We start from the raw sequence: 20,639 nt of genomic DNA on the forward strand, positions 1-20,639 counted from the left end.
CGGCTCCCCTCAAGCGCTTTTCTGGAAGACCGGCTGCCTGGCGAAGAGCTGGCGAAAGACCGGATAGATGTCGGCTGCGTTGGCGATACGGCTCATCTGGAAATTCGGCCATCTCTGGTTGACAGCGCTGTAGGCGCGCCAGAGCGAGGTTCCATTGTCGGTGCTGCCGAAAATATGGCTCTCACGTTCGTCGATGATCTCGACATAGGCGAAATACTGGCACAGGCGCATGATCTGGCCGTCCATCAGGCCGATGCAGCGCTCGGAATCGGTGACGAAATTGTCGCCGTCCGATGCCTGGGCGGCATAGATGTTCCACTCGTTGCTGGGATAGCGTTGCTCGATGATGCGGCGCATCTCCTCTAGTGCCGTGGAAACGACCGTACCGCCGCTTTGCGTATTGTAGAAGAAGGTTTCCTCGTCCACCTCCTGCGCCTCGTGCGTATGGCGGATGAAGACGATTTCGGTGCGGTCGTAGCGCCGTTTCAGGAAGAGGTGCAGCAGCACAAAGAAGCGCTTGGCCAGATCCTTCTCGCGTTCGCCCATCGAGCCGGATACGTCCATGAGACAGAACATGACGGCGTTAGCATTCGGCACGGGCTGGGCGTCGAAACGGTTGAAGCGGATGTCGACGGGATCGACATAGGCGATCCGCTTGCGGCGGCGCTCAAGTCGCTCAAGCTCTTGCCGCAACGCTGCGATGCGCTGGCGTACCGGCGCCGCGCTCTGGGGCTCTGCCTCCAGGATTGCGAGTTGCTCCGCAATCGCATCAAGCTCCTCCTGCTTGGGGCGCCTGAGCGCAATCCGGCGACCATGGCTGTTTCGCATCGTGCGCCCGACATTGATGTTGGTCGGGGCACCGGTCGCGGCGAACCCGGCGCGGCGCGGCTTGAAGGCAAGTATCTCCTTGAGGTTGAGCTTGACCAGGTCGGGAAGTTCGAGATCCTCGAAAAAGAGGTCGAGCACCTCCTCGCGCGAGAGCACGAAACGAAAATCATCTTCCGAGACTGTTTTCCCTGGAGACGAGCCGCCGCCGCCCTGGCCGGGCTTGGGAACCCGGTCGCCTGGGGCGAAATGCTTGTTGCCCGGCAGGATGTGCTGCCGCCTGCCGCTGTCCTTCGCATCGCTGAAGCTCGGCTCGGCTGTGCCCCTCGCCGGCATCGAGACAGCGTGCTCGCTGTCGACATCAGCGATCTTGCCGGTACGGATCCGATCCCGGATGCTTCGCTTCAGCTCTTCGCGCGCACGCTTCAGGAAGCGCTGGCGGTTGCCGAGGCTCTTGTCCTTCGGGTTCAGTCGGCGATCGACAAAGATCGGCATGGAACCATCCCGGCCGGACTCAGCCCGCCTTGTTCACCCGCATGTACCAGTCCACCAGCCGGCGGACCTGACGTTCGGTGTAACCGCGTCCGACCATCCGATGCACGAACTCGGTATGCCGTTTCTCCGTTACGCTGTCCTGCTTGGAGCCGAAGCTGATCACCGGGAGCAGATCCTCGACTTGGCCGAACATCCGCTTCTCGATGACTTCGCGCAGCTTTTCATAGCTTGTCCATGAGGGGTTGCGGCCATTGTTCCTTGCCCGGGCGCGCAACGTGAACTTCACGACCTCATTGCGGAAGTCCTTGGGATTGGCAATGCCGGCCGGCTTTTCGACTTGCGACAGTTCGTTGTCCAGCACCTCGCGATTGAGGATCTGGCCGGTATCGGGGTCTTTGTAGTCCTGATCCTCGATCCAGGCATCGGCGTAGGCGATGTAGCGGTCGAACAGGTTCTGGCCGTATTCGCTGTAGGATTCCAGATAGGCCTTCTGAATCTCATGGCCGATGAACTCGGCATAACGCGTGGCCAGTTCCGACTTTATGAAGTCGAGATAGGCGGCCTCCGTTTCCTTCGGGAACTGCTCGCGCTTGATAGCCTCCTCCAGAATGTACATCAGATGCACAGGATCGGCGGCCACTTCCTTGGTGTCGTAGTTGAATGTCTGCGACAGGATCTTGAAAGCAAAGCGCGTGCTGACGCCGGTCATGCCCTCGTCGACACCGGCGGCATCGCGGTATTCCTGAACCGACTTCGCCTTGGGATCTATGTCCTTGAGGTTCTCGCCGTCATAAACGCGCATCTTCGTGTAAAGCGGCGAATTGTCGTGCTCGGCCAGACGGGTCGAGACGGTGAACCGGCTGAGAATGTCCAGCACCTCCGGTGCACAGGGACTGGAAGCCAACTCGCTTTCGCGCAGCAGCTTTTCGTAGATCTGCCTTTCTTCGGTGACCTGCAGGCAATACGGCACCTTGACCACCAGGATGCGGTCGAGGAACGCCTCGTTGTTCTTGTTGTTCTTGAACTGCAGCCATTCCGACTCGTTGGAATGGGCTACGACGATGCCCTGATAAGGGAAAGATCCGAAGTTCTCCGTACCGTTGTAGCTGCCTTCCTGGGTAGCGGTCAGCAACGGATGGAGGACCTTGATCGGCGCCTTGAACATCTCGACGAACTCCAGCAACCCTTGCGTGGTCCGGTTCAGGCCGCCGCTGTAGGAATAGGCGTCCGGATCGGATTGGCTGAAATTCTCGAGTTGTCGTATGTCGACCTTGCCGACCAGGGCCGAAACGTCCTGGTTGTTCTCATCGCCCGGCTCGGTCTTGGCGATGCCGATCTGGCGCAGCCGCGAAGGCATCAGCTTCACGACGCTGAACTTGGAGATGTCGCCGGACAGTTCATCGAGGCGCTTGGCCGCCCACGGCGAGATCAGGCCGTTCAGCCGGCGCCGCGCGATGCCGTATTTGTCCTCCAAAAGGTCGCCCATCCGGTCAGGATTGAAAAGCCCGAGCGGCGATTCGAAAACCGGGCTGATCTGGCCGCCCACCTTCAACGTATAGATCGGACGCTGCTCCATCAGCTTCTTCAGCCGTTCGGCGAGCGAGGACTTACCGCCGCCGACAGGGCCAAGCAGGTAGAGGATCTGTTTGCGTTCCTCGAGCCCTTGAGAGGCATAGCGGAAATAGCCGGCTATGCGCTCGATCGTGTCCTCCATGCCATAAAACTCGGAGAAGGTGGGATAGATCTTGATTGTCCTGTTCGCGAAAATGCGGCCGAGCCGCTCATCCATGCTGGTGTCGATCAAGGTAGGCTCGCCAATCGCCTCGACCATCCGTTCGGGCGCCGAGGCATACATCGATTTATCCTCGCGGCAGGCAAGGAGATATTGCTGGATGCTTATCTCCTCCTGCGCCGCATTCGTGTAAATCTCCGAAAACAGATCGAAGACGTCGGACTGGTTCTCGCGCATGGTATCCTCGCCCCGGCCGGTCTGGTTGCTGTCGCCCTTCATTCAACTATCGGAAAGCCTTTGTGGTTCCCTATCATCACGTAGTGCGTCTGCGACCGGATGTTAGGGGTCGAGACAGATATAGTGAACGCCTGAAAGCCAGCAAGCGAATGGCTCGCACAATGGAACGTTTCCGAGGGATCTCCATTCTTCCATCAGCGCGTGCCGAGTGCAACAGCCCGTCGCGAACAAGCTGAGATATACACCGCGCTGTCCACCCCTGGACCGGAAGGGAGCAACGGTTTCGCTCCTCTCGGCAGCGAGGGAAAGGATGTTCCATGTTCGAGAACAGTATGTGGTTGATCGTCGTTGCTGGCGGCCCGCTACTGCTGGCAATCCTGATCACTTACGCACTCCTCACGTGGCGCCGTCGTGGGCCCTCAGAGCGCAGAGAAAGCGATCGGGCCACTGAGCGACTGTATCGCGAGGAAAAGGACCGGGCGGGCGGAGGTAACTGAGCACCGTATCGACGCCCCGACTTGCTGCTGCTAGACTCCAAAGCGCCTGGATCTGCTTCGGCAACGCGTCTCGCACCTTGGCCGACCGGCCGAGGTCGACATGTCTGGCGAGAACTTTGAACACGGTTCTCGTCGCATCCTCGGGATTCACGGGTCGAGTGGATTTCATTTCCTCGGCCACGCGCTGCAGGAAATCCTCCAACGAACGGCTGCTGGTCGGCAGATCACGCGGCCGATACCGATCATAGTAGGCTCCGCGCACGAGAAGCGGCAGTCCCGCTCCCAAATTGGCAGCCAGTTCGATCTGCAGCCAATCCCGCAAGGTGCGTAAAACAGCTCCCAGCATATGCCAGGCAACGCGCCTATCGGGCCCGTGATCGGCCATGATTTCGTCCAGCCAGGTGTTTGTCGTCTGCGGGGTTTTGTCAAAAACTTCCAAGCCGGTTGCGCTCATCGTCGATTCCTTTGGCATGGGCGATCCCAACGTTCGCCCCCAACACTCGCCCTGACGGGCGGGAATCGAGGGCAATTGTTTCGTCACGCGTTGAAAAATTGCCATCGGGCAGCGGCGAATGCAGCTAGTTCGAAAGCTCAGTTGCCCGGAACCTTCCGCCCCTCTCGCCGGTTTACGGCGGAGGGGTTGGAAATGGGTCAATATTTCAGCCTGTCCGCTGCGTCATTATTGCTCGCGAGCGGCTCTGCCGGCGCCCAGTCGGTAGCCAGCACTCAGTCGGTACTTGAGCCCGCGGGAGCGGAAGCGCAGCAGATAGCCATACTGTTTTGGGTAATGCTAAGCGGCGGCGCCCTCATCTGGCTGGGCGTGGTGGGCCTGCTTCTTCATTCAGCCCTGTTCAATCGCCGCAGGCTGGCCGAGAAGTCTGCCAGCAGGATCATCTTTTGGGGCGGCGTAGTCTTCCCGTCGGTCACGCTTAGTGCCCTGCTCGCCTATGCACTGTGGCTGATGCCTGGCCTTCGGCCCTTCGCCCAGGCGAGCGCCGCCGGCCTGCGGATCGAAGTCACCGGCAGGCAGTTCTGGTGGGAAGTTGTCTACCGCCCAGCTCAGGGGCCGCCGGTCGCGTCCGCCAACGAGGTCAGGCTGCCGGTCGGCGAGCGGGTCGAATTGACCCTGAAAAGCGCCGATGTGATCCATTCCTTCTGGATCCCTCCGCTCGGCGGCAAGATGGACATGATCCCCGGTCGCACCAACAGGCTTTCGCTCATGGCCACGAAAGCCGGCATCTTCCGCGGGCCCTGTGCGGAATATTGCGGCACGTCTCACGCGCTGATGGCGTTCTCGGCCGTGGCGATAGAGCCCGAAGCATTCCGGTCCTGGCTCGCCGCCCAGGCAATTCCCGCGGAAGGGGCCGGCGCGAGCGGCGGCGCGCTGTTCCTGCGCCATGGCTGCGGGTCCTGCCATTTCGTCGCGGGCACCGATGCGCGCGGCCTGATCGGCCCGGATCTTTCGCATCTCGGTTCCCGCGTCACCGTCGGAGCCGGCATCCTGCCCAACACCGAAGACGCCGTCGCCCGTTTCATCGCCCGGCCCGAACTGATCAAGCCCGGTTCCAGGATGCCGGCCTTCGACATGTTGCCGCCGGACGACATTCGCGCCATAGCCGCCTGGCTGAAAGGCCTGCAATGAGCGCTGCGATGAAGGAGGGTTCGCGGGAGGAATACAGGGCGCAGGAAGAGCGGCTGCGCGCCGTCTGGGCCAATCCGGCCGGCTGGCGCTACTGGACCTCGGTGAATAATTTCCAGATCGGCCTCTGGTACGGCTCGGCGGCTTTCGCCTTCATGCTGTTCGCCGGCGCGCTCGCGCTGCTGATGCGGCTGCAGCTCGCCGTGCCCGACAACGATTTTGTGTCGGCCGACTTCTTCAACCAGGCTTTCACCCTGCACGGTACGGTGATGATGTTCCTGTTCGCGGTGCCGATCTTCGAGGCGGTCGCGATCTTCCTACTGCCGGCGATGCTGGGCGCGCGCGAGATGCCGTTTCCGCGCCTCGGAGCGTTCAGTTTTTGGAGCTTTTTCCTCGGCGGCATCTTCGTCTGCGGCTCGATCTTCTTCAATGCGGCGCCGTCGGCAGGCTGGTTCATGTATCCGCCGCTCGCCACCGACAAGGAGTTCTCCGGCATTGGCGCCGATATCTGGCTGCTCGGCCTTTCCTTCATCGAAGTCGCCTCGATCGCGGCCGCCGTCGAACTCATCGTCGGCATCATGAAATGCCGAGCGCCGGGCATGCGCATCAACCTGATGCCGCTCTTCGCCTGGTACCTGCTGATCGTTGCCGGAATGATCCTGTTCGCCTTCCCGCCTCTGATCGCCGGCGACCTCCTGTTCGAGATGGAACGGATGTTCGATTGGCCGTTCTTCGACGTAGCGCGCGGCGGCGACCCGCTGCTTTGGCAGCATCTGTTCTGGATATTCGGCCATCCGGAAGTCTACATTATCTTCCTGCCGGCCATCGCGCTGATGGCGATGATCGTGCCGACTTTTTCGCAGCGTCCGATCGTTGGTTATTCCTGGATAGTGCTGGCGGCAGTGGGGACGGGGTTCCTCTCCTTCGGCCTCTGGGTGCACCATATGTTTGCGACAGGCCTGCCGCAGATCTCGCTGGCCTTCTTCTCGGCGGCCTCCGAGGCAGTGGCGATCCCGACGGGCGTGCAGATCTTTGTCTTCATCGCCACCATGCTCGCCGGCCGAGTGATCCTCTCGACCCCGATGCTGTTCGGCGCCGGAGGGCTGGCCATCTTCGTCATCGGCGGGCTGACGGGCGTCATGGTGGCGCTGGCGCCTTTCGACTGGCAGGCGCACGACACGTATTTTGTCGTCGCGCACCTCCATTATGTGCTGATCGGCGGCATGCTTTTCCCGGTCGTGGCCGGGCTCTACTACTATTACCCGCTGATCGACGCGAAGAAGCTCTCCGACCGTCTCGGGGGGCTCGCCTTCTGGCTGATGTTCTGCGGCTTCAACATCGCCTTCTTCCCCATGCATCTGAGCGGGCTGCGCGGCATGCCCCGGCGCGTCTTCACCTATCCGGCCGAAATCGGCTGGAACTGGCTGAACCTGATCTCGACGGCCGGAGCCTTCATCTTCGCCGCCGGCGTGCTGGTGGTCGTCTTCGACGTGCTCAGGCCGAAGCACAGGGAGCCGCGCGGCGAATTCAACCCATGGAATGCCGGCACGCTGGAATGGATCTCCGAGCCGGAGGAGAACTGGGGCGTCCGCTCGATACCCATCGTGCGCAGCCGCTATCCGCTCTGGGACCAGAAGGACCTTGCGCGCAAGGTCAATGAAGGCCGCTACTACCTGCCGGACGCCGAAGAGGGATGGCGCGAGGGACTGGTCACCTCCGTGCTCGACGCCGAACCCATCCACGTGCTGCGCGTTGGCGGCACTTCCCATGTCACCATCGTCTCGGCCCTTTCGCTCGGGGGCGCTTTCATCGCGCTTACCTTCCACTGGTGGATCGCGACGGCGCTGGCCGCAATCATCTGCTTTTGCGCCGTCGTCTACTGGCTCTGGACGGGCACTGGCGAAATCCCCGAGAAGCCGGAAAAGGATGTCGGTCTCGGCCTCAGCCTGCCGCTTTATGCCTCCGGCCCCGATTCGGTCGGCTGGTGGGCGATGTTCATCACCATGGTGGGCGACGGCACGGCCTTTGCCAGCCTCGTCTTCGGCTATTTCTTTTACTGGACGATCCATGCCGACTTCACCGCGGGGATTGCCGGGCCTGATGCGATCTGGTCGCTGGTGGCTGCCACCCTGTTCGCTGCAGCGTGGGGCCTGATGGTGGCGGCCCGCACGGTCAACAGGCGCGGCGCGACGGCCATTATGCGCGGCTTGCTGGTGCTGTCGCTGCTGACGACCGTTGCCGCGTCCGCCGCAGGCTTGGCCGCGCCGTCGTCTCCCGGCATGGACCCGACGCGCCACGTCTATCCCGCAATCGTGTGGACCCTCGTGATCTGGGTGCTCGCCCATGCCGCGCTCGGCACGGTCATGCAGACCTATTGCCTGGCCCGCTCGCTGGCCGGCCGACTGACGCCGAAGCATGACATGGATCTAAGCAACGTGGTGCTCTACTGGCATTTCCTGCTGGTCACCGCCGTCATCACCTTCGCCACCATTGGCCTCTTTCCGGCAGCGATGTGAGGCGGCTATGCGGCTCATCCCAACAGAGATCGAAACGCTCTGGACGCTGTTTACCGCGCCCGTGGTGTGGGTTGCACATTTCCTCGTTTGCTACATAGGTGCGGCGGTCTACTGCGCTAAGCCCGAGCTTGTCGGGCTGAGTTTCAGCGCTGTGCGCGCGGGCATCGCCGCCGCCACTGTGATCGCCCTCTCACTCATCGCGCTGTCCGCATGGCTCGCCTGGCGGCAATGGGGCTTCGGCACCGACGATCCGCCGCATGACAATCCGACGAGGCGCGACCGGACCCTGTTCCAGGGCTTTGCGACGCTGCTGCTCTCGGGTCTCAGCTTCATCGCCGTGATCTTCACCGCGATGCCCGCATTGTTCCTGACGGAGTGTATCCGGTGAAACGCGCCTGCCTCATCCTCGGTCTACTCGTCCTCGCCCTGGTCTGGCTTGGACCACTGCTCGATGCCTGGCGGGATTCGTTTTCGGCGCACATGCTCGCGCATATGGGAGTGGTGGCAATCGCCGCGCCGCTGATAGCGATTGGGATCCAGCTCCGCCCGACACCAGATGCAAGCCGGGCGTTCACCCTCGCCCTCCCCGCCTCACTCGTCGAACTCATCGTCGTCTGGTCCTGGCACGCGCCGGCCTTGCGGGCTCTGGCGCAAAGTTCGCTGTTTGCCACCGCCGTCGAGCAGGCCACGTTCCTCGCCGCCGGGCTGTTCTTGTGGCTGGCCTGCCTGCCGCGCCACGGCTCCGACGCCACACGCCATGCCGCCGGCGCTTTCGCCCTGCTTCTGACGTCCATCCATATGACCTTGCTTGGCGCGCTGCTGGCGCTGACTCCGAGGCCGCTTTACGGGGCGGGCGAGATAACCTGCTTCGGCGTCGCGCTTTCCGCGCAGCAGGATCAGGAGCTTGGCGGCGTAATCATGCTTCTGGTTGGCGCGGCGGTCTACCTGGCCGGCGGCGTGACGCTCTTCGCGCGCATACTCGTCACACCGCCGCGGAAGACGGTCTGATGCATATCAGCTGGAAGAAGCTCGCCATCGCGCTTGCCATTCTGCCCTTCGTCGTGGTGCTGGCGGCCTGGATCGGCTTTTTCAATGTCGGTGCCTCGAGCGGCCACTGGAAGATCACGGAATGGTTTCTCCATTTCGCCATGCGATCGGCTGTGCGCACCTATGCGCTGGCGGTCGACGTTCCAGAAGCTCTGCCGCGTCATGCGATCGAGCCGGCCGCCGGGCATTTCGCGCGCGGCTGCGCCATCTGTCACGGTGCGCCGGGCGAGCCGCGGTCTCCTGTCGTCACGAGGATGCTGCCGCAGCCGCCGGACCTTGCCCGGACCGTCGGCGAATGGTCCGACGCGGAACTTTTCCGCATCGTCAAGCACGGTGTGCGCTTCACCGGCATGCCGGCCTGGCCGACTCAGGAACGCGACGACGAAGTCTGGGCGATGGTCGCCTTCCTGCGCGAACTGCCGTCGATGGACGACGCCACCTATCGTGACCTCGCCCATGGAGAAAGGCTTGCGCCTCCTGCAGGCGCTGCCGGAACCCTGCCGCAAGCGCTCGCGGATTGCGCCCGCTGCCACGGCGCGGACGGTCTCGGGCGCGGCCCCGCGATACCCGTTCTCGCCGGGCAGAGCGAGGCCTATCTCCTTGAAAGCCTGCGTGCCTATGCCGAGGAAGGCCGGGCAAGCGGCTTGATGAGCCTGCCCGCCATTGCGGCAGGGCCTCAGTCCTGGCCGGACCTGGCCAAGCATTTCGCTGCCCTGCCGACGATACGCCCCGGCGGCGGGGGCGATCCCGCGCTTGTCCGGCGCGGCAAGGAAATCGCCGAGAGAGGCGTCAAGGACGCCGGCGTGCCCGCCTGTCTCGGCTGTCACGGAAGACAGGATCGCAGCCCGCTTTATCCCTCCATCGCCGGTCAGCCGGCGCGCTACATCGAGGCGCAGCTTGGATTGTTCAGGGCGGGAAAGCGTGGTGGAACGCGCTTCGGCCATCTCATGGCCAATGCCGCGAAAGGTCTGACGGACGACGACGTCCGCTCCCTTGCGGCCTATTTCTCCCTATCGGCCGCTCCGTCCGCAACCGGAACGCGATAAGTGCGTTTGCATTCTTTCGACATTTTCGAGGTTCTGGTGAAAAAGTTGCTTGCCGCCCTTCTCGTGCTGATCATTCTTTTCGTCGGCGCCGGCGGAGCGGTCTTCTTCCTGTCGCGCGAAGAGGCGACCGTTCCGATCGCGGAGACCTATGGCCCCAACCCGACCCTGCCGGAGCCCAATCCGACTTGGCTGCCAACCGTCCATGTCGCCAAGGCCGCGCCATGGCCGCAGGGCACGAAGCCGACGGCGGCCCAGGGATTTGCAGTCAACGAGTTTGCCGGCGGGCTCGACCATCCGCGCTGGTTATACGTGCTGCCAAATGGCGACGTGCTGGTGGCCGAGAGCAATGCGCCGCCCAAGCCGGACGAGGGCTTCAGAATACGCAGCATACGCAGTTTCTTCATAGAGAGCATACGCAGCATACGCCGCTTCTTTATAGACCTCTTCCAGAGCCAGGCTGGCGCGCAAACATCTAGCGCCAATCGCATCTCGTTGCTGCGCGATCAGGATGGCGACGGAGTGGCGGAAACCAAAACGGCCTTCCTCACCGGGCTGTTCTCGCCATTCGGCATGACGCTGCTTAACGGCAAGCTCTACGTCGCCAACGCCCATGCAATTGTGGCCTTTCCCTACCAGGAGGGCGCGACCGAGATCACCGCACCGGCGGAGAAGATCGTCGACCTGCCGGCGGGGAGGAACCACCACTGGACCAAGGACATGACCGCCTCGCAGGACGGCACGAAGCTCTATGCGACGGTCGGATCCAATTCCAACGTCGGCGAGAACGGCTTAGAGGAAGAGGAGAATCGCGCCGCAGTGCTGGAGATGGATCTCGCCTCGAAAGAGACGCGTCTCTTCGCCTCCGGGCTGCGCAATCCGAACGGCCTGTCCTGGAATCCGGAAAGCGGCGAACTCTGGGTCGCCGTCAACGAGCGCGACGAGATCGGCAGCGACCTCGTGCCGGACTACATGACTTCGGTGAAGGATGGCGGCTTCTATGGCTGGCCTTACAGCTATTACGGCCAGAATGTCGACGATCGCGTCAAGCCGCAGCGGCCCGACCTCGTCGCCCAGGCGATCAAGCCGGACTATGCGCTCGGAGCGCACACGGCTTCATTGGGACTGACCTTCAACACGGGCGACCTGTTCGGTCCTCAATACAGGAATGGCGCGTTCGTCGGCCAGCATGGCTCGTGGAACCGCAAGCCGCGCAGCGGCTACAAGGTGATTTTCGTGCCGTTTACCGGCGGCAAGCCATCAGGCCCGCCTCAGGACATCCTCACCGGTTTCCTGAGTGAGGACGACAAGGCCTTTGGCCGTCCTGTGGGAGTGGCGATAGACCGGCGCGGCGCCCTGCTGGTGGCGGATGATGTCGGCAACAAGGTCTGGCGGGTCGTTCCATCTCAGACGCAATCGGCACTTTGAGCCGTTCGTGCCGCCGGCGACCCGACGAGCGAAGCGATAGGATACCGCTTGCCATCGCCTGTGGACACGGGTGTTCCGGCCCCGATCAAGCCGAAATCAAGCTGTCGGCACCAGTCCGCGCCCGCGTACATGCCGGACCCTCTGACGCATACGATCGGCAAGAGAAGCGAGCGAGCCTTGCGCCGTGCGCGTCCCAAGAACGGATTGCAGGACAACGCCCTGCGTTGCGAATTTGTGCTTGAACGACTCTGCGCCGCACAGGAAATCGACGGTGCCCAAGCCGTGATCGATCGACCACTGTATGTAGTCCATCATCAGGATCATGCCGGGCGACGCTTGGCTGAAATCCGGATCGAAAGTGGTCACGAAGGCCATCATGGTGCGGTGCTGGACGAAGTTGATGGAGACTGCGACCATCGCGCCGTCGCATTCAAGTACGAAAATGTGCAGCACGCCGGCGCGCGCCAGCGCCTCGACGAGTGCGGCGAGTACTGGCGCTCCCTCTTCGAAAAGTTGGGATTCACGCTGGCGCTCCACCAGCCATCTGCGCTTCAGGGCAGAGAGCCGGTCCAGTACCGGCTGCAGTGGCTCGTCTGGCGCAAGCAGGCGAAATTTCAGTTCCCCGGCTTCTTCCAGCGTCTTGACGCCGCGCCGATAGTTCTGCCGTGTTTTTTTCGACTGCTCCGCGAACCACGCGGCTCCGCTCGCCCACCGTCCGGCGACGCGATAGCTGACTTCCTCTCTGTGATTGGGGCGAAGCCTGATCCCGCCGGAGGTATCCGGAGTGAAAATTCTGCGAACCGCCGCACCCGGCAGGAGATGATTGAGAAAGGCAATATCGAAGCCACCGGCGCCACAGATCTGGGCCCATACGTCCTGCAGCGCCGATAACGAGCATTCCGGAGCAACGAGTATATCCCCATAGTCGGTATAGCTGCCGGCCGCCCATTCAAGAAACCGCAGGCCTTTGCGCTTGCCAATCGCCATGGGAACGACAGCAACGAGCCTGTCACCATTCCAGACGAGGCCGATCCGCAGCGCGCGCTGGTCACGGTCCGCTACGGTACTCCACCATGCCGAAATCCAGGAATGACTCTGAAAGATCAGCCCATCGGTGCGATGCCAAAGATGCATCCAATCGGCTTCGATCGCAGCCAGGCGATCCGCCGAACGGACAACTTCCAGGCGCTCTGCGCTCGAAGCGTCAATCGAAACAATGGTGTTCATGAAGGGGAATGATCCTGTGGCTGTGCGATGACATCGGGACGCCTCTGGAACAGCCTGATAACATGCCCTGCCATCTTCTTGAGCGGCAGGATGTAAAGCCCAAAGAGCGACTGATAGTCGCGCACATCGCGATCGATCAGGCCAAATTTGAGGTCTTCATCCGGATCCGGAACAAACTGCGTCCCGAACAGGCGATCCCAGAACGAAAACAGCAGGCCAAAATTCTTGTCATAGTGGCGAGGGTCGATGCTGTGGTGCACCTGGTGCCAGTGCGGACACAAGATGATGCTGTTCAGCGGGCCGAAGGAAATCTTGAAATGGGTATGGCGAACAAAGTCCATCATCAGGATGTTGCGGATGACGTAGACGTTGATGCCGAAGATAGCGATCTCTACAGGATCCAGCGCGATCAGGCTCCAGATGCCGAAGCAGATCCCCGGGATGACGCCATCCCAGATACGGTTCATCAGATCGTCCAGCGGATGAACCCGATCCTTTGTGATTCCCACCATCACCTCGGCCGAATGATGCACTTTGTGCAATTCCCATAGGAACGGGAAGTGGTGCTGGGCGACATGGTAGAGATAATACGAAATGTCGTAGGCGATCAGCATGGTTGCGGTGAATATGACGATCGTCACCGGTCCGGCCGGGCCGTCGATGAGCGGCGCCTGGATATCAAGGAGCCAGCCGATTGCCTGGTGCGTCCCATAGCCGACGGCGGCAACGAAGGTGACGCCGGCAGGGATGAGCAGGAAGGGCATTATCGCCCGTTTGGTGACCCAAAATAGGACATCCGCTCGCGCCGACGGGTGCAGGATGACTTCCGCCGGGAAAGCGAAATCGAAAAAGTCCCTGAGGGATTTATGCTCGACAGTTCGCCAGTAAGCGACAACCGCGCTCCCCAGTGCCGTGAAAAAAAGCAGGCCAAGCGTCAGCAGATTGAGGTTCGAAAGCTTTTCCACAATCACTCTGGCGAATTCAGAAAACATCGGTGCAGTGGCTCCTGGGCCGTAAGATGGCTATCCGGCGAATTGCGAAGCAAAAAACTTGCCAAACCCACTGCATGTTGCCGGCAACCAGGTGGCTATTGCGGCTGCAACGAGCAAAGCATGCCGGATTTGCGTCAGACTAGCAGATCAACCGTAACAAAACGCTAAATGTCGGAGCGTAATTAATCTCGAATACGCCCAGAACACCGGGTGGCCGCTCTGCTGCAGCGCCGGTGCTACCTTTGCGGTGGGGGGATTGCCGCGAGGTGGATCTCAATTCCGTCCTCGCCCACTTCGCCACGCCACGCGATGCGTTCGGCCGGCTGCCTGGCGCCAAAACGCGGTGAAACCCAGCCGCCCTGCCCCGGTGCGTCGCCGCCGGCGCGGATGTCGACCGCAGCGTCCGGAAAGCGAATGACCATCAGCGGCTCATCGCCGCGCAGCACCATGATCGTGCTTCCGTCCCGGTTGGTGCCGAGGCCGGCTGCGAGTTGAAAGACGACCTCGGCCACGCGCCTGCCGCCGAGCAGTTGGTCGGTCACCACGATCCCGTCGGCCTGGTGCATCACGGTGCGCTGATGCACGACACCGAAGCGGCTTCTATACCCGTCATGCCGGGCGCACAGCTTCCAGTGCGTTCCCGGCTCGCTCTCCACCAATGCGGCAGCCGCCTTGTGCGACCAGTTGAACATCCCGGCGATGATGCTTTGGCTTTTGCCCTCGATATTCAGCGTGTTATGCGCCGGTGTTGAGCGGAACCAGTCGCGCCAGACGCCCCCCGAACCGTAGAGCCATGTGCCGGGGTCGACCAGCACCGGCTCGCCATCGATGCACAAGGTGAGCGACAGCGCGTCGGCATGGCCGTGAGCCGCTATCGAGAGATAGCCGAGCGGGCCGTGGTCGAACGTCAGATCGATGCTGCGGCCGTTCATCTCGCCGCGCCAGACGGAGAGCCCGCCTTGCGTGAACGTTTGCAGCCCATACGACGCCGGTGCCGGTTCCGACGGCTTGCCAAAGAAAAGCGCCCGAAAATCGTCTGGCGCCGCCGCGTTGCCCGGCATCCGTAGAAAGCCATGGATGGCGGCGGCGACGGATCGGACATAGTCCGGTTCGTCCCCGAGCGTCAGCACGCGACCTTCATCGTTGTCGCCAAAGCCGCCGGCTGGTGGGAGCCAGCCGACGAAATCGGCAAATGCGGCCAGACGCGCTTCGACGGGCGAAGGAAACGGCGTGCCGGCCTGGCGTGCCGCAGCGGCGCACAGCAAGATGAGTTCGGCGGTGAAGGCCGCATATGTCGGGGTCTGCTCGGCACCGGCGCCATCGGCGAGAATCTGCTTGCGCGCCTCAGCCAGGAGGGCGCCGCGTGCAGCGTCGGATTCGGCTCCCAACGCCAGGCCGATCAGATACTCGCCAGCCAGTTCTGCGACGAGATGGTTGTTGGCGGAGGAAAATCGAGAAGGGAACCGCGGCAGCCAATAGGCGCTTGCCGCCAGTATTTCGCCCACTTGCTGCCGTGTCGCCGCACCTAATCGGTCGCCGACGAGGTCTGTGGTGACAATCAGGCTGATGGCTCGCAGCGCTACTTCGATGCCGGAGGCCCAGCCAACCCCTCGAAACGGCGGATTGGCTGAATGCCAGCTGTCGATCGCCGCCTCTATGGCCATCCGGGACTGGCCGTCGCCGGCGAGAAGCAGGTGGGCGGCCAGTGGCGGCAACTGCTGCAGCCGGTTGATCTCCCATACATATTTTACATCGCCGCGGCAGCCGCCATGGCGAAAATCGATATCGAAAGTATGAGCCTCGGGACCCGGCCATAGCCTGCCGGTCACCGGATCAAGGCGCCAAAGCTCGGGAGGAAATAGCCGATCGGAGTCCCGCCGTGGCCATGTCCGCCCAAGTGCGGAAAACTGGCCCCCAAGCGTGTTTTGCGCCGCCGCCGCTATGGCTTGCCGTTGTTCCGGTGTCGCCGCCAGCGCAGCATCGCGCAATCCACGCAGCACCGGGTGCAACTGAGGCGAAGCATAGCGCTCCCAGCCGTCGTCGCGGCGGCGCGAAGCGATCCTTCGACGCTGCTCGCTCAGCCGGTGCAACACCTCAGCCGGCTCCATGCTGCGCAACCGGTTGATGTACCAGCCGATTCTCATACGCGCTCCGCCAAGGTTTCGATTCTTATATACCATGCTGTCGAAAAGCCGCGCGACGGCAATCCTCCTTTTCCGATCCTGCGGTTAATATCTCCGACCATGATACGGAGAGTGGCGATGAGAAGGATGGCGTGGGTTGCAGCGTGGGTGCTCGGCATGGCGATAGCCGCCAATGCTGCGCCGATCCCGCTCCAGCGCGGCGTTGGCGTGCATGAATGGCTCAACTGGTCGCCGGTAGAGGACGATGGATCCTACAGTTGGCCGCCCTATCGCAGCGAGGAGGAGTGGCGCGCTGGACATAGGCCGCTCACCGATTGGCCGGATGGCGAAGTGTTTGCGCGCATTCGATCGATGGGCTTCGACTTTGTCCGGCTGAGCGTCGACCCGGGGCCTCTGCTTGCCAGCGAAGGCGCCAAACGGCAGCAGGCGCTGGACATACTTGCCGCAGCGGTCGAGCTGGTCACGTCGGTCGGCCTTAAGGTGGTTTTCGACCTGCACGGCGTCACCCAGGTTCCGGCCTACAGCATGGAGACGATCTATGACGGTGCCGACAGCGATGGCGTTGCCAGCTATCGCGAAATGGTTGTGGCGGTCGCCACCATGCTGGTCAAGGTTGGCACCGACAAGGTAGCCCTCGAGCCTTACAACGAGCCGGCATACTACCCCTGTGATTCGAGCGGCAGCGATGACTGGCAGCGGATCATGGCAGACACGGTCCGCGATATTCGCGCAGTCAGCAGCGGGCTCACCATCGTCGCAACAGGCGCCTGCGGCGGCAGCATTGCCGGGCTGGTCAATCTCACCCCGGGCTTTGACGATCCGAACCTCTACTACAGCTTCCATATGTATGAGCCGCACAGTTTCACGCACCAGCGGCCCGACGGGACAGGCGCCTTCGCCTCGGGCCTGCCCTGGCCGGCCGACCGCAGTACGCCCGAAAAGGTGACCGAAACCCTTAAGGCGCAGATGGACGCCGCCGGCCTGAGCCCGGTCGAGCAAATGATGAACATGGTCGCGGCGCGAGAAGCGATCGCCCGATATTTCGAGCACAATTGGGGCCCGAGCCAACTCGAGGCAAGCTTCCGTCAGGCGGTCGAGTGGGCCGAGGCGCACGGCATTCCAAGCCGGCGGCTCTTCATGGGTGAATTCGGCGCCATCCTCATGTCTGCGGACGGCCGCATGGGCGCGTTCGACGCTGACCGCCTGCACTATCTCACGGCGGTGCGCCAGCAGGCGGAGCGCTTCGCGATACCATGGTCTATCTGGGAATTCTCCAATCCCTATGGAATGACCGTCATCCGGCCCGAAGGGCCTGCGGTCCCGGACCAGGAGATGTTGCGGGCACTGGGCCTGCCATAGCCATTGCGCCTCTTGGCGGATGAGCAGCCGGGCGGCAACGCCGCCCACCTCGGTCTGCCTTCGTTAAAGAGCCGTAATGACCAGCATTCTTTGCTGGCCATCAATCACGCAACGGCAAGAGCCGTCACCGGCAACAACCGTCGGTGGCACTGCATGCAGGATCGGCAGAGCCTGATCGAACCAGTCAAGCTCAGCTTTGAACCACGTTGGCGGCTTTCTCCGCGCGGTCCGGTTCGTCGGCAACCAAGTGTTTAATACATTCATCGTAAACAGCGTCGCGAATACGCGCGCCCAGGGAAGAGATAATGTGCGGAATTGCCGGCTGGATCGGGCCGAGGGTCGAGAATCCACAAGATCGGGCCGCCAGAATGTCCAGCACATTGCGGCATCGTGGTCCCGATGCCGAAGGCATCGAGTTCTTGGACTTGAACACTGGCGAGAACCAATTGGCATTGGTGCACCGCCGGCTGGCGATTATTGACTTAAACGCCGAATCAAATCAGCCGATGCATATCGACGACGGCCGTCTCAGGATTATTTTCAACGGCGAAATATACAACTATATCGAGTTGCGCCAGGAACTGATCGGCCTCGGTCATCATTTTCGAACGCGCTCCGATACTGAGGTGCTGCTCAGAGCTTATGATCAGTGGCACTTATCCATGTTTGACCGATTAAGCGGTATGTTCGCTTTTGCGCTCTGGGATGCTCAGAGGCACGAATTGATCCTCGGCCGGGATCCCTTCGGCAAAAAGCCCCTCTACCTCATGCAAAGCGAAAAATTGCTGTCCTTTGCCTCAGAGATCAAAGCGTTGCTTTCATCGCAGCCAAATGCGCAGCAGCTCGATCTGGACGCTGTGCACGAGTATCTGCGCTGGCGTTACGTGCCTGGACCGCGCACGCTTTTTAAACAAATCCGCAAACTCAACCCCGGAAGCTATGCTGTTTGGTCGCAAGGGACCGTGACGGAAACGCGCTATTATTCGCCTCCAGATCAAACGGATCTGACCGAGGATATCGACGACGAAACCGCCAAGCGACGATTTCTGGAGCTGCTCGACCATTCCGTCGAGATCAGAATGCGCAGCGATGCACTCTTTGGCGCCTTTCTCTCCGGAGGCCTCGACTCGTCAGCGATCGTCGCCCTGATGACCAAGCACAGCGACAAGCCCATTCGTACATTTTCGGTCGGTTTCAGCGAACCGGCTTACAGTGAACTTCCATTCGCCCGACGCGTCGCCGATCATTTCAACACTGATCATTGCGAACTGGTCATTGAGGCGGACGACCTGATTGACCACCTGCCCAAGTTGATTCGCCATCTGGGGGCGCCTGTTTCACAAAGTTCGGACATTCCAATTTACCTGATGTCGGAGCGCGCCTCGCAGGACGTCAAGATGGTGCTCACAGGGGAAGGGGCCGACGAGATTCTCGGCGGGTATCCCAAACATCGCGCAGAGTCACTGGCTGGAATCTACCGGTCGCTCGTTCCAGCCTTGCTCCACAACAACGTCCTCGCCCCTCTGATACGCGCCATGCCTGGCGCATCGGCCAAGTTCGATACATTTGCCCGAAGCGCTGGTGAAAGGGACTTTGCCACCCGGATGATCTCCTGGTTTGGAGCCATGACAGCGCGGGAACACGGTCGTCTCATCGGTGCGCCTGCCAATTGCCGCAATGAACGCAACGACTTCCCGTTCTCCTCGAGCGCGAAGGCATCCCATCTTCGCCGCGCGCTGTTTTTCGATCAGTCATCGTGGTTGCCTGACAATCTCTTGGAACGAGGCGACCGGATGATGATGGCCGGTTCAATCGAAGGAAGAATGCCGTTCCTCGATCGCGATCTGGTTGCGTTCGTCAGCAAATTGCCCGATCGCTACAAGGTGGGTTGGCGGAAGGGTAAGCTGATCTTGCGCAACAGCATGGCCAACATGCTTCCTGAGGAAATTCTCAACCGCCGCAAGGTCGGGTTCAAGGTGCCCGTCGCCGAATGGTTTCGCGGGTCGATGAGGAACTACGTGCACGACCATCTTTGCTCCTCTCGTTCAGTCGTTCGCAGCTATTTGAGCGCGAAATACCTTGATCAAATCGTCTCGGAGCACACCAAGGGTGCCGCAAACCACGAAAAGCTAATATGGGCGCTGTTGAATTTGGAGATATTCCATCGCGAATTCGCGCTTGGAGCGCCGCAGTGACGCCAATGGGATCAATATCGCGCTCGACCCGCAGCTGCTCGTCTTAGGCTCATCTGCGCACTCAAGCGACGGCGCGCAAGCTCAGCGTCCACGTTTACAGGATAGCGTCAGCGCTCGACCGGTTGAGCCTTTAACGCCACCGACCTCCAGATGTCGCAGATCGCACCGACGAACGGTGCGAGCTCAAGCCGTTCCCGATGCACGGCCATCGCGGCAGCACCAAGCCCGGCTCTCAATGCCGGATTCTCGACCAGCCGTGTCAGCGCCTCGGTCAACGCCGCAACATCGCCGGGCGGCACCAGCAACCCGGATTGCTCGTTGGTGATGATGTCCTCCACGGCGCCGACAGGCGTCGTCACTACCGCGAGACCTGCAGCCATGCCTTCGATGACCGAGACGGGCAGGTTTTCGGCAAAGGAGGGCAGCACCAGAATGTCCCCCGAAGCGATCAGCGAAGCGACCTCGTCAGGCCCGACCCAGCCAGGAAAGGTAATGCGCTCGGCAAGGCCCAGTTCGGCCGTTCTCATCCGTGCGGCCTCGACGTCGCCATCGCCGGCGATCGTGGCGCGCCAACTCTTGATCGGCTCCATGCGGTGCAGTGCATCCAGCAATTGCGGGACGCCCTTACGGTCGCCGATGCGGCCAAGGAACAGGATATGGACATGATCGCCGCCACCGACATGCGGCAAGGATGGAACCGCCGTGGCGTTGGGAACGATGACAATCTTGCCGGCCGCCCCCGGTGCCCGGCTGGCGACGAAGTCGCGCCAAAGCCCGCCCAAGACGATCACCCGACCGGCACGCTCGAACAGAGCTTCGATGCGGCGGCTGATGAAACCGCGATCGTCTTTCCAGAATGTCTCATACTGCGCCCCATGCAAGTGCAGGACATAGGGTATCGACAGCAGCCGTGCGCAGGCGGCGATCACCATCTTGCGATAGGTGCTGCCGGAGACTGATATATTGATGTGAACGATATCGGCGCGCGTCGCCAAACGTGCCGCGAGCATCCGCAAGCAAAAGTCAACCATATAGAAAATCGAAAGCCCGACGTGCCCCGAGCCGCGGCTGGCAAGGAAGCGTACATCGATGTCGGCGATCTCCTGCCGCTCGAACTCCTGCTTCAGCGCCCCCATGATGCGGTCGATGCCTCCCTGCCCCGAAACGCCCGAGGGCGTCGCGACAAGGACGTGGACTTTTCGATTGTGAACCAGACGCTGCAACATGACTCCATTTCGGAACGACAAAGCAAAGGTTTCAAAT

General features: G+C 61.7%; 15 protein-coding genes and 1 pseudogene. 8 read left to right on the forward strand and 8 right to left on the reverse strand.

What is annotated here, in order from left to right; genetic code table 11:
* Positions 1–9: 9 nt before the first annotated feature.
* From NKH36_RS11015 to NKH36_RS11025, 3 genes and pseudogenes are all read right to left on the reverse strand, one after another.
* Positions 10–1,320: a YeaH/YhbH family protein gene (locus tag NKH36_RS11015; RefSeq protein WP_352958969.1), complete on the reverse strand. Its 1,311-nt coding sequence runs from the start codon at positions 1,318–1,320 to the stop codon at positions 10–12.
* A 19-nt stretch (positions 1,321–1,339) separates the two neighbouring features.
* Complete coding sequence (locus tag NKH36_RS11020; protein WP_352953440.1) at positions 1,340–3,289, reverse strand: PrkA family serine protein kinase; 1,950 nt, start codon at positions 3,287–3,289, stop codon at positions 1,340–1,342.
* A 513-nt stretch (positions 3,290–3,802) separates the two neighbouring features.
* Positions 3,803–4,240, reverse strand: a pseudogene (locus tag NKH36_RS11025) (DUF2267 domain-containing protein); the annotation flags it as partial.
* A 192-nt stretch (positions 4,241–4,432) separates the two neighbouring features.
* On the opposite strand from NKH36_RS11025, the gene coxB reads away from it, so the two are divergent.
* The 6 genes from coxB (at position 4,433) to NKH36_RS11055 (ending at position 11,459) form a co-directional block, all read left to right on the forward strand.
* Positions 4,433–5,428 (forward strand): cytochrome c oxidase subunit II, encoded by a 996-nt coding sequence (coxB, locus tag NKH36_RS11030; RefSeq protein WP_352958966.1) that lies wholly within the window; start codon positions 4,433–4,435, stop codon positions 5,426–5,428.
* Positions 5,425–7,941 carry a cytochrome c oxidase subunit I gene (gene ctaD, locus NKH36_RS11035; RefSeq protein WP_352958965.1) on the forward strand — a complete coding sequence of 839 codons (2,517 nt, stop codon included), beginning with the start codon at positions 5,425–5,427 and terminating at the stop codon, positions 7,939–7,941. The genes coxB and ctaD overlap by 4 nt, the downstream gene beginning before the upstream one ends.
* A gap of 7 nt (positions 7,942–7,948) precedes the next feature.
* Positions 7,949–8,329 (forward strand): hypothetical protein, encoded by a 381-nt coding sequence (locus NKH36_RS11040; RefSeq protein ID WP_352958964.1) that lies wholly within the window; start codon positions 7,949–7,951, stop codon positions 8,327–8,329.
* Positions 8,326–8,949: a cytochrome c oxidase assembly protein gene (locus NKH36_RS11045; protein ID WP_352958962.1), complete on the forward strand. Its 624-nt coding sequence runs from the start codon at positions 8,326–8,328 to the stop codon at positions 8,947–8,949. Before NKH36_RS11040 ends, NKH36_RS11045 begins: the two co-directional genes overlap by 4 nt.
* Positions 8,949–10,034: a c-type cytochrome gene (locus NKH36_RS11050; RefSeq protein ID WP_352958960.1), complete on the forward strand. Its 1,086-nt coding sequence runs from the start codon at positions 8,949–8,951 to the stop codon at positions 10,032–10,034. Before NKH36_RS11045 ends, NKH36_RS11050 begins: the two co-directional genes overlap by 1 nt.
* A gap of 108 nt (positions 10,035–10,142) precedes the next feature.
* Positions 10,143–11,459: a PQQ-dependent sugar dehydrogenase gene (locus tag NKH36_RS11055; RefSeq protein WP_352959060.1), complete on the forward strand. Its 1,317-nt coding sequence runs from the start codon at positions 10,143–10,145 to the stop codon at positions 11,457–11,459.
* A gap of 96 nt (positions 11,460–11,555) precedes the next feature.
* Here the strand turns inward: NKH36_RS11055 and NKH36_RS11060 are convergent, their stop codons facing one another.
* The 3 genes from NKH36_RS11060 to NKH36_RS11070 form a co-directional block, all read right to left on the reverse strand.
* Positions 11,556–12,686 carry a GNAT family N-acetyltransferase gene (locus NKH36_RS11060; protein ID WP_352958959.1) on the reverse strand — a complete coding sequence of 377 codons (1,131 nt, stop codon included), beginning with the start codon at positions 12,684–12,686 and terminating at the stop codon, positions 11,556–11,558.
* The gene (locus tag NKH36_RS11065; RefSeq protein WP_352958958.1) at positions 12,683–13,678 is read right to left on the reverse strand and encodes a sterol desaturase family protein; all 996 of its coding nucleotides are present in this window, start codon (positions 13,676–13,678) and stop codon (positions 12,683–12,685) included. Before NKH36_RS11065 ends, NKH36_RS11060 begins: the two co-directional genes overlap by 4 nt.
* A gap of 236 nt (positions 13,679–13,914) precedes the next feature.
* Positions 13,915–15,822 (reverse strand): heparinase II/III family protein, encoded by a 1,908-nt coding sequence (locus NKH36_RS11070; RefSeq protein WP_352958956.1) that lies wholly within the window; start codon positions 15,820–15,822, stop codon positions 13,915–13,917.
* Between the two features lie 117 nt (positions 15,823–15,939).
* Between NKH36_RS11070 and NKH36_RS11075 the strand changes: the two genes are divergently transcribed.
* Positions 15,940–17,181, forward strand: coding sequence for a glycoside hydrolase family 5 protein (locus NKH36_RS11075; protein WP_352958955.1), 1,242 nt, complete (start codon positions 15,940–15,942; stop codon positions 17,179–17,181).
* Positions 17,182–17,371: 190 nt separating this feature from the next.
* Here NKH36_RS11075 and NKH36_RS11080 read toward each other — a convergent pair whose 3' ends face one another.
* On the reverse strand, positions 17,372–17,560 hold the full coding sequence (locus NKH36_RS11080; protein WP_352958953.1) for a hypothetical protein: 189 nt from the start codon (positions 17,558–17,560) through the stop codon (positions 17,372–17,374).
* Between NKH36_RS11080 and asnB the strand changes: the two genes are divergently transcribed.
* Positions 17,487–19,376: an asparagine synthase (glutamine-hydrolyzing) gene (gene asnB / locus NKH36_RS11085; protein WP_502912012.1), complete on the forward strand. Its 1,890-nt coding sequence runs from the start codon at positions 17,487–17,489 to the stop codon at positions 19,374–19,376. The two genes, NKH36_RS11080 and asnB, sit on opposite strands and share 74 nt — an antisense overlap.
* Before the next feature lie 107 nt (positions 19,377–19,483).
* Here asnB and NKH36_RS11090 read toward each other — a convergent pair whose 3' ends face one another.
* Positions 19,484–20,602 carry a glycosyltransferase family 4 protein gene (locus NKH36_RS11090; RefSeq protein WP_352958951.1) on the reverse strand — a complete coding sequence of 373 codons (1,119 nt, stop codon included), beginning with the start codon at positions 20,600–20,602 and terminating at the stop codon, positions 19,484–19,486.
* Between the last annotated feature and the right edge of the window lie 37 nt (positions 20,603–20,639).

The sequence above is a fragment of the Mesorhizobium sp. M1312 genome, assembly GCF_040318115.1.
In the GTDB taxonomy this organism is placed as follows: Bacteria; Pseudomonadota; Alphaproteobacteria; order Rhizobiales; family Rhizobiaceae; genus Mesorhizobium.

What these genes read in the sequence shown, in the direction of transcription:
- coxB (WP_352958966.1), top strand. Translation starts at nt 4,433, where the DNA reads ATGGGTCAATATTTCAGCCTGTCCGCTGCGTCATTATTGCTCGCGAGC.
- NKH36_RS11070 (WP_352958956.1), bottom strand. Translation starts at nt 15,822, where the DNA reads ATGAGAATCGGCTGGTACATCAACCGGTTGCGCAGCATGGAGCCGGCT.
- NKH36_RS11075 (WP_352958955.1), top strand. Translation starts at nt 15,940, where the DNA reads ATGAGAAGGATGGCGTGGGTTGCAGCGTGGGTGCTCGGCATGGCGATA.
- NKH36_RS11015 (WP_352958969.1), bottom strand. Translation starts at nt 1,320, where the DNA reads ATGCCGATCTTTGTCGATCGCCGACTGAACCCGAAGGACAAGAGCCTC.
- NKH36_RS11050 (WP_352958960.1), top strand. Translation starts at nt 8,949, where the DNA reads ATGCATATCAGCTGGAAGAAGCTCGCCATCGCGCTTGCCATTCTGCCC.
- NKH36_RS11040 (WP_352958964.1), top strand. Translation starts at nt 7,949, where the DNA reads ATGCGGCTCATCCCAACAGAGATCGAAACGCTCTGGACGCTGTTTACC.
- NKH36_RS11090 (WP_352958951.1), bottom strand. Translation starts at nt 20,602, where the DNA reads ATGTTGCAGCGTCTGGTTCACAATCGAAAAGTCCACGTCCTTGTCGCG.
- NKH36_RS11020 (WP_352953440.1), bottom strand. Translation starts at nt 3,289, where the DNA reads ATGCGCGAGAACCAGTCCGACGTCTTCGATCTGTTTTCGGAGATTTAC.
- ctaD (WP_352958965.1), top strand. Translation starts at nt 5,425, where the DNA reads ATGAGCGCTGCGATGAAGGAGGGTTCGCGGGAGGAATACAGGGCGCAG.
- NKH36_RS11060 (WP_352958959.1), bottom strand. Translation starts at nt 12,686, where the DNA reads ATGAACACCATTGTTTCGATTGACGCTTCGAGCGCAGAGCGCCTGGAA.
- NKH36_RS11065 (WP_352958958.1), bottom strand. Translation starts at nt 13,678, where the DNA reads ATGTTTTCTGAATTCGCCAGAGTGATTGTGGAAAAGCTTTCGAACCTC.
- asnB (WP_502912012.1), top strand. Translation starts at nt 17,487, where the DNA reads ATGTGCGGAATTGCCGGCTGGATCGGGCCGAGGGTCGAGAATCCACAA.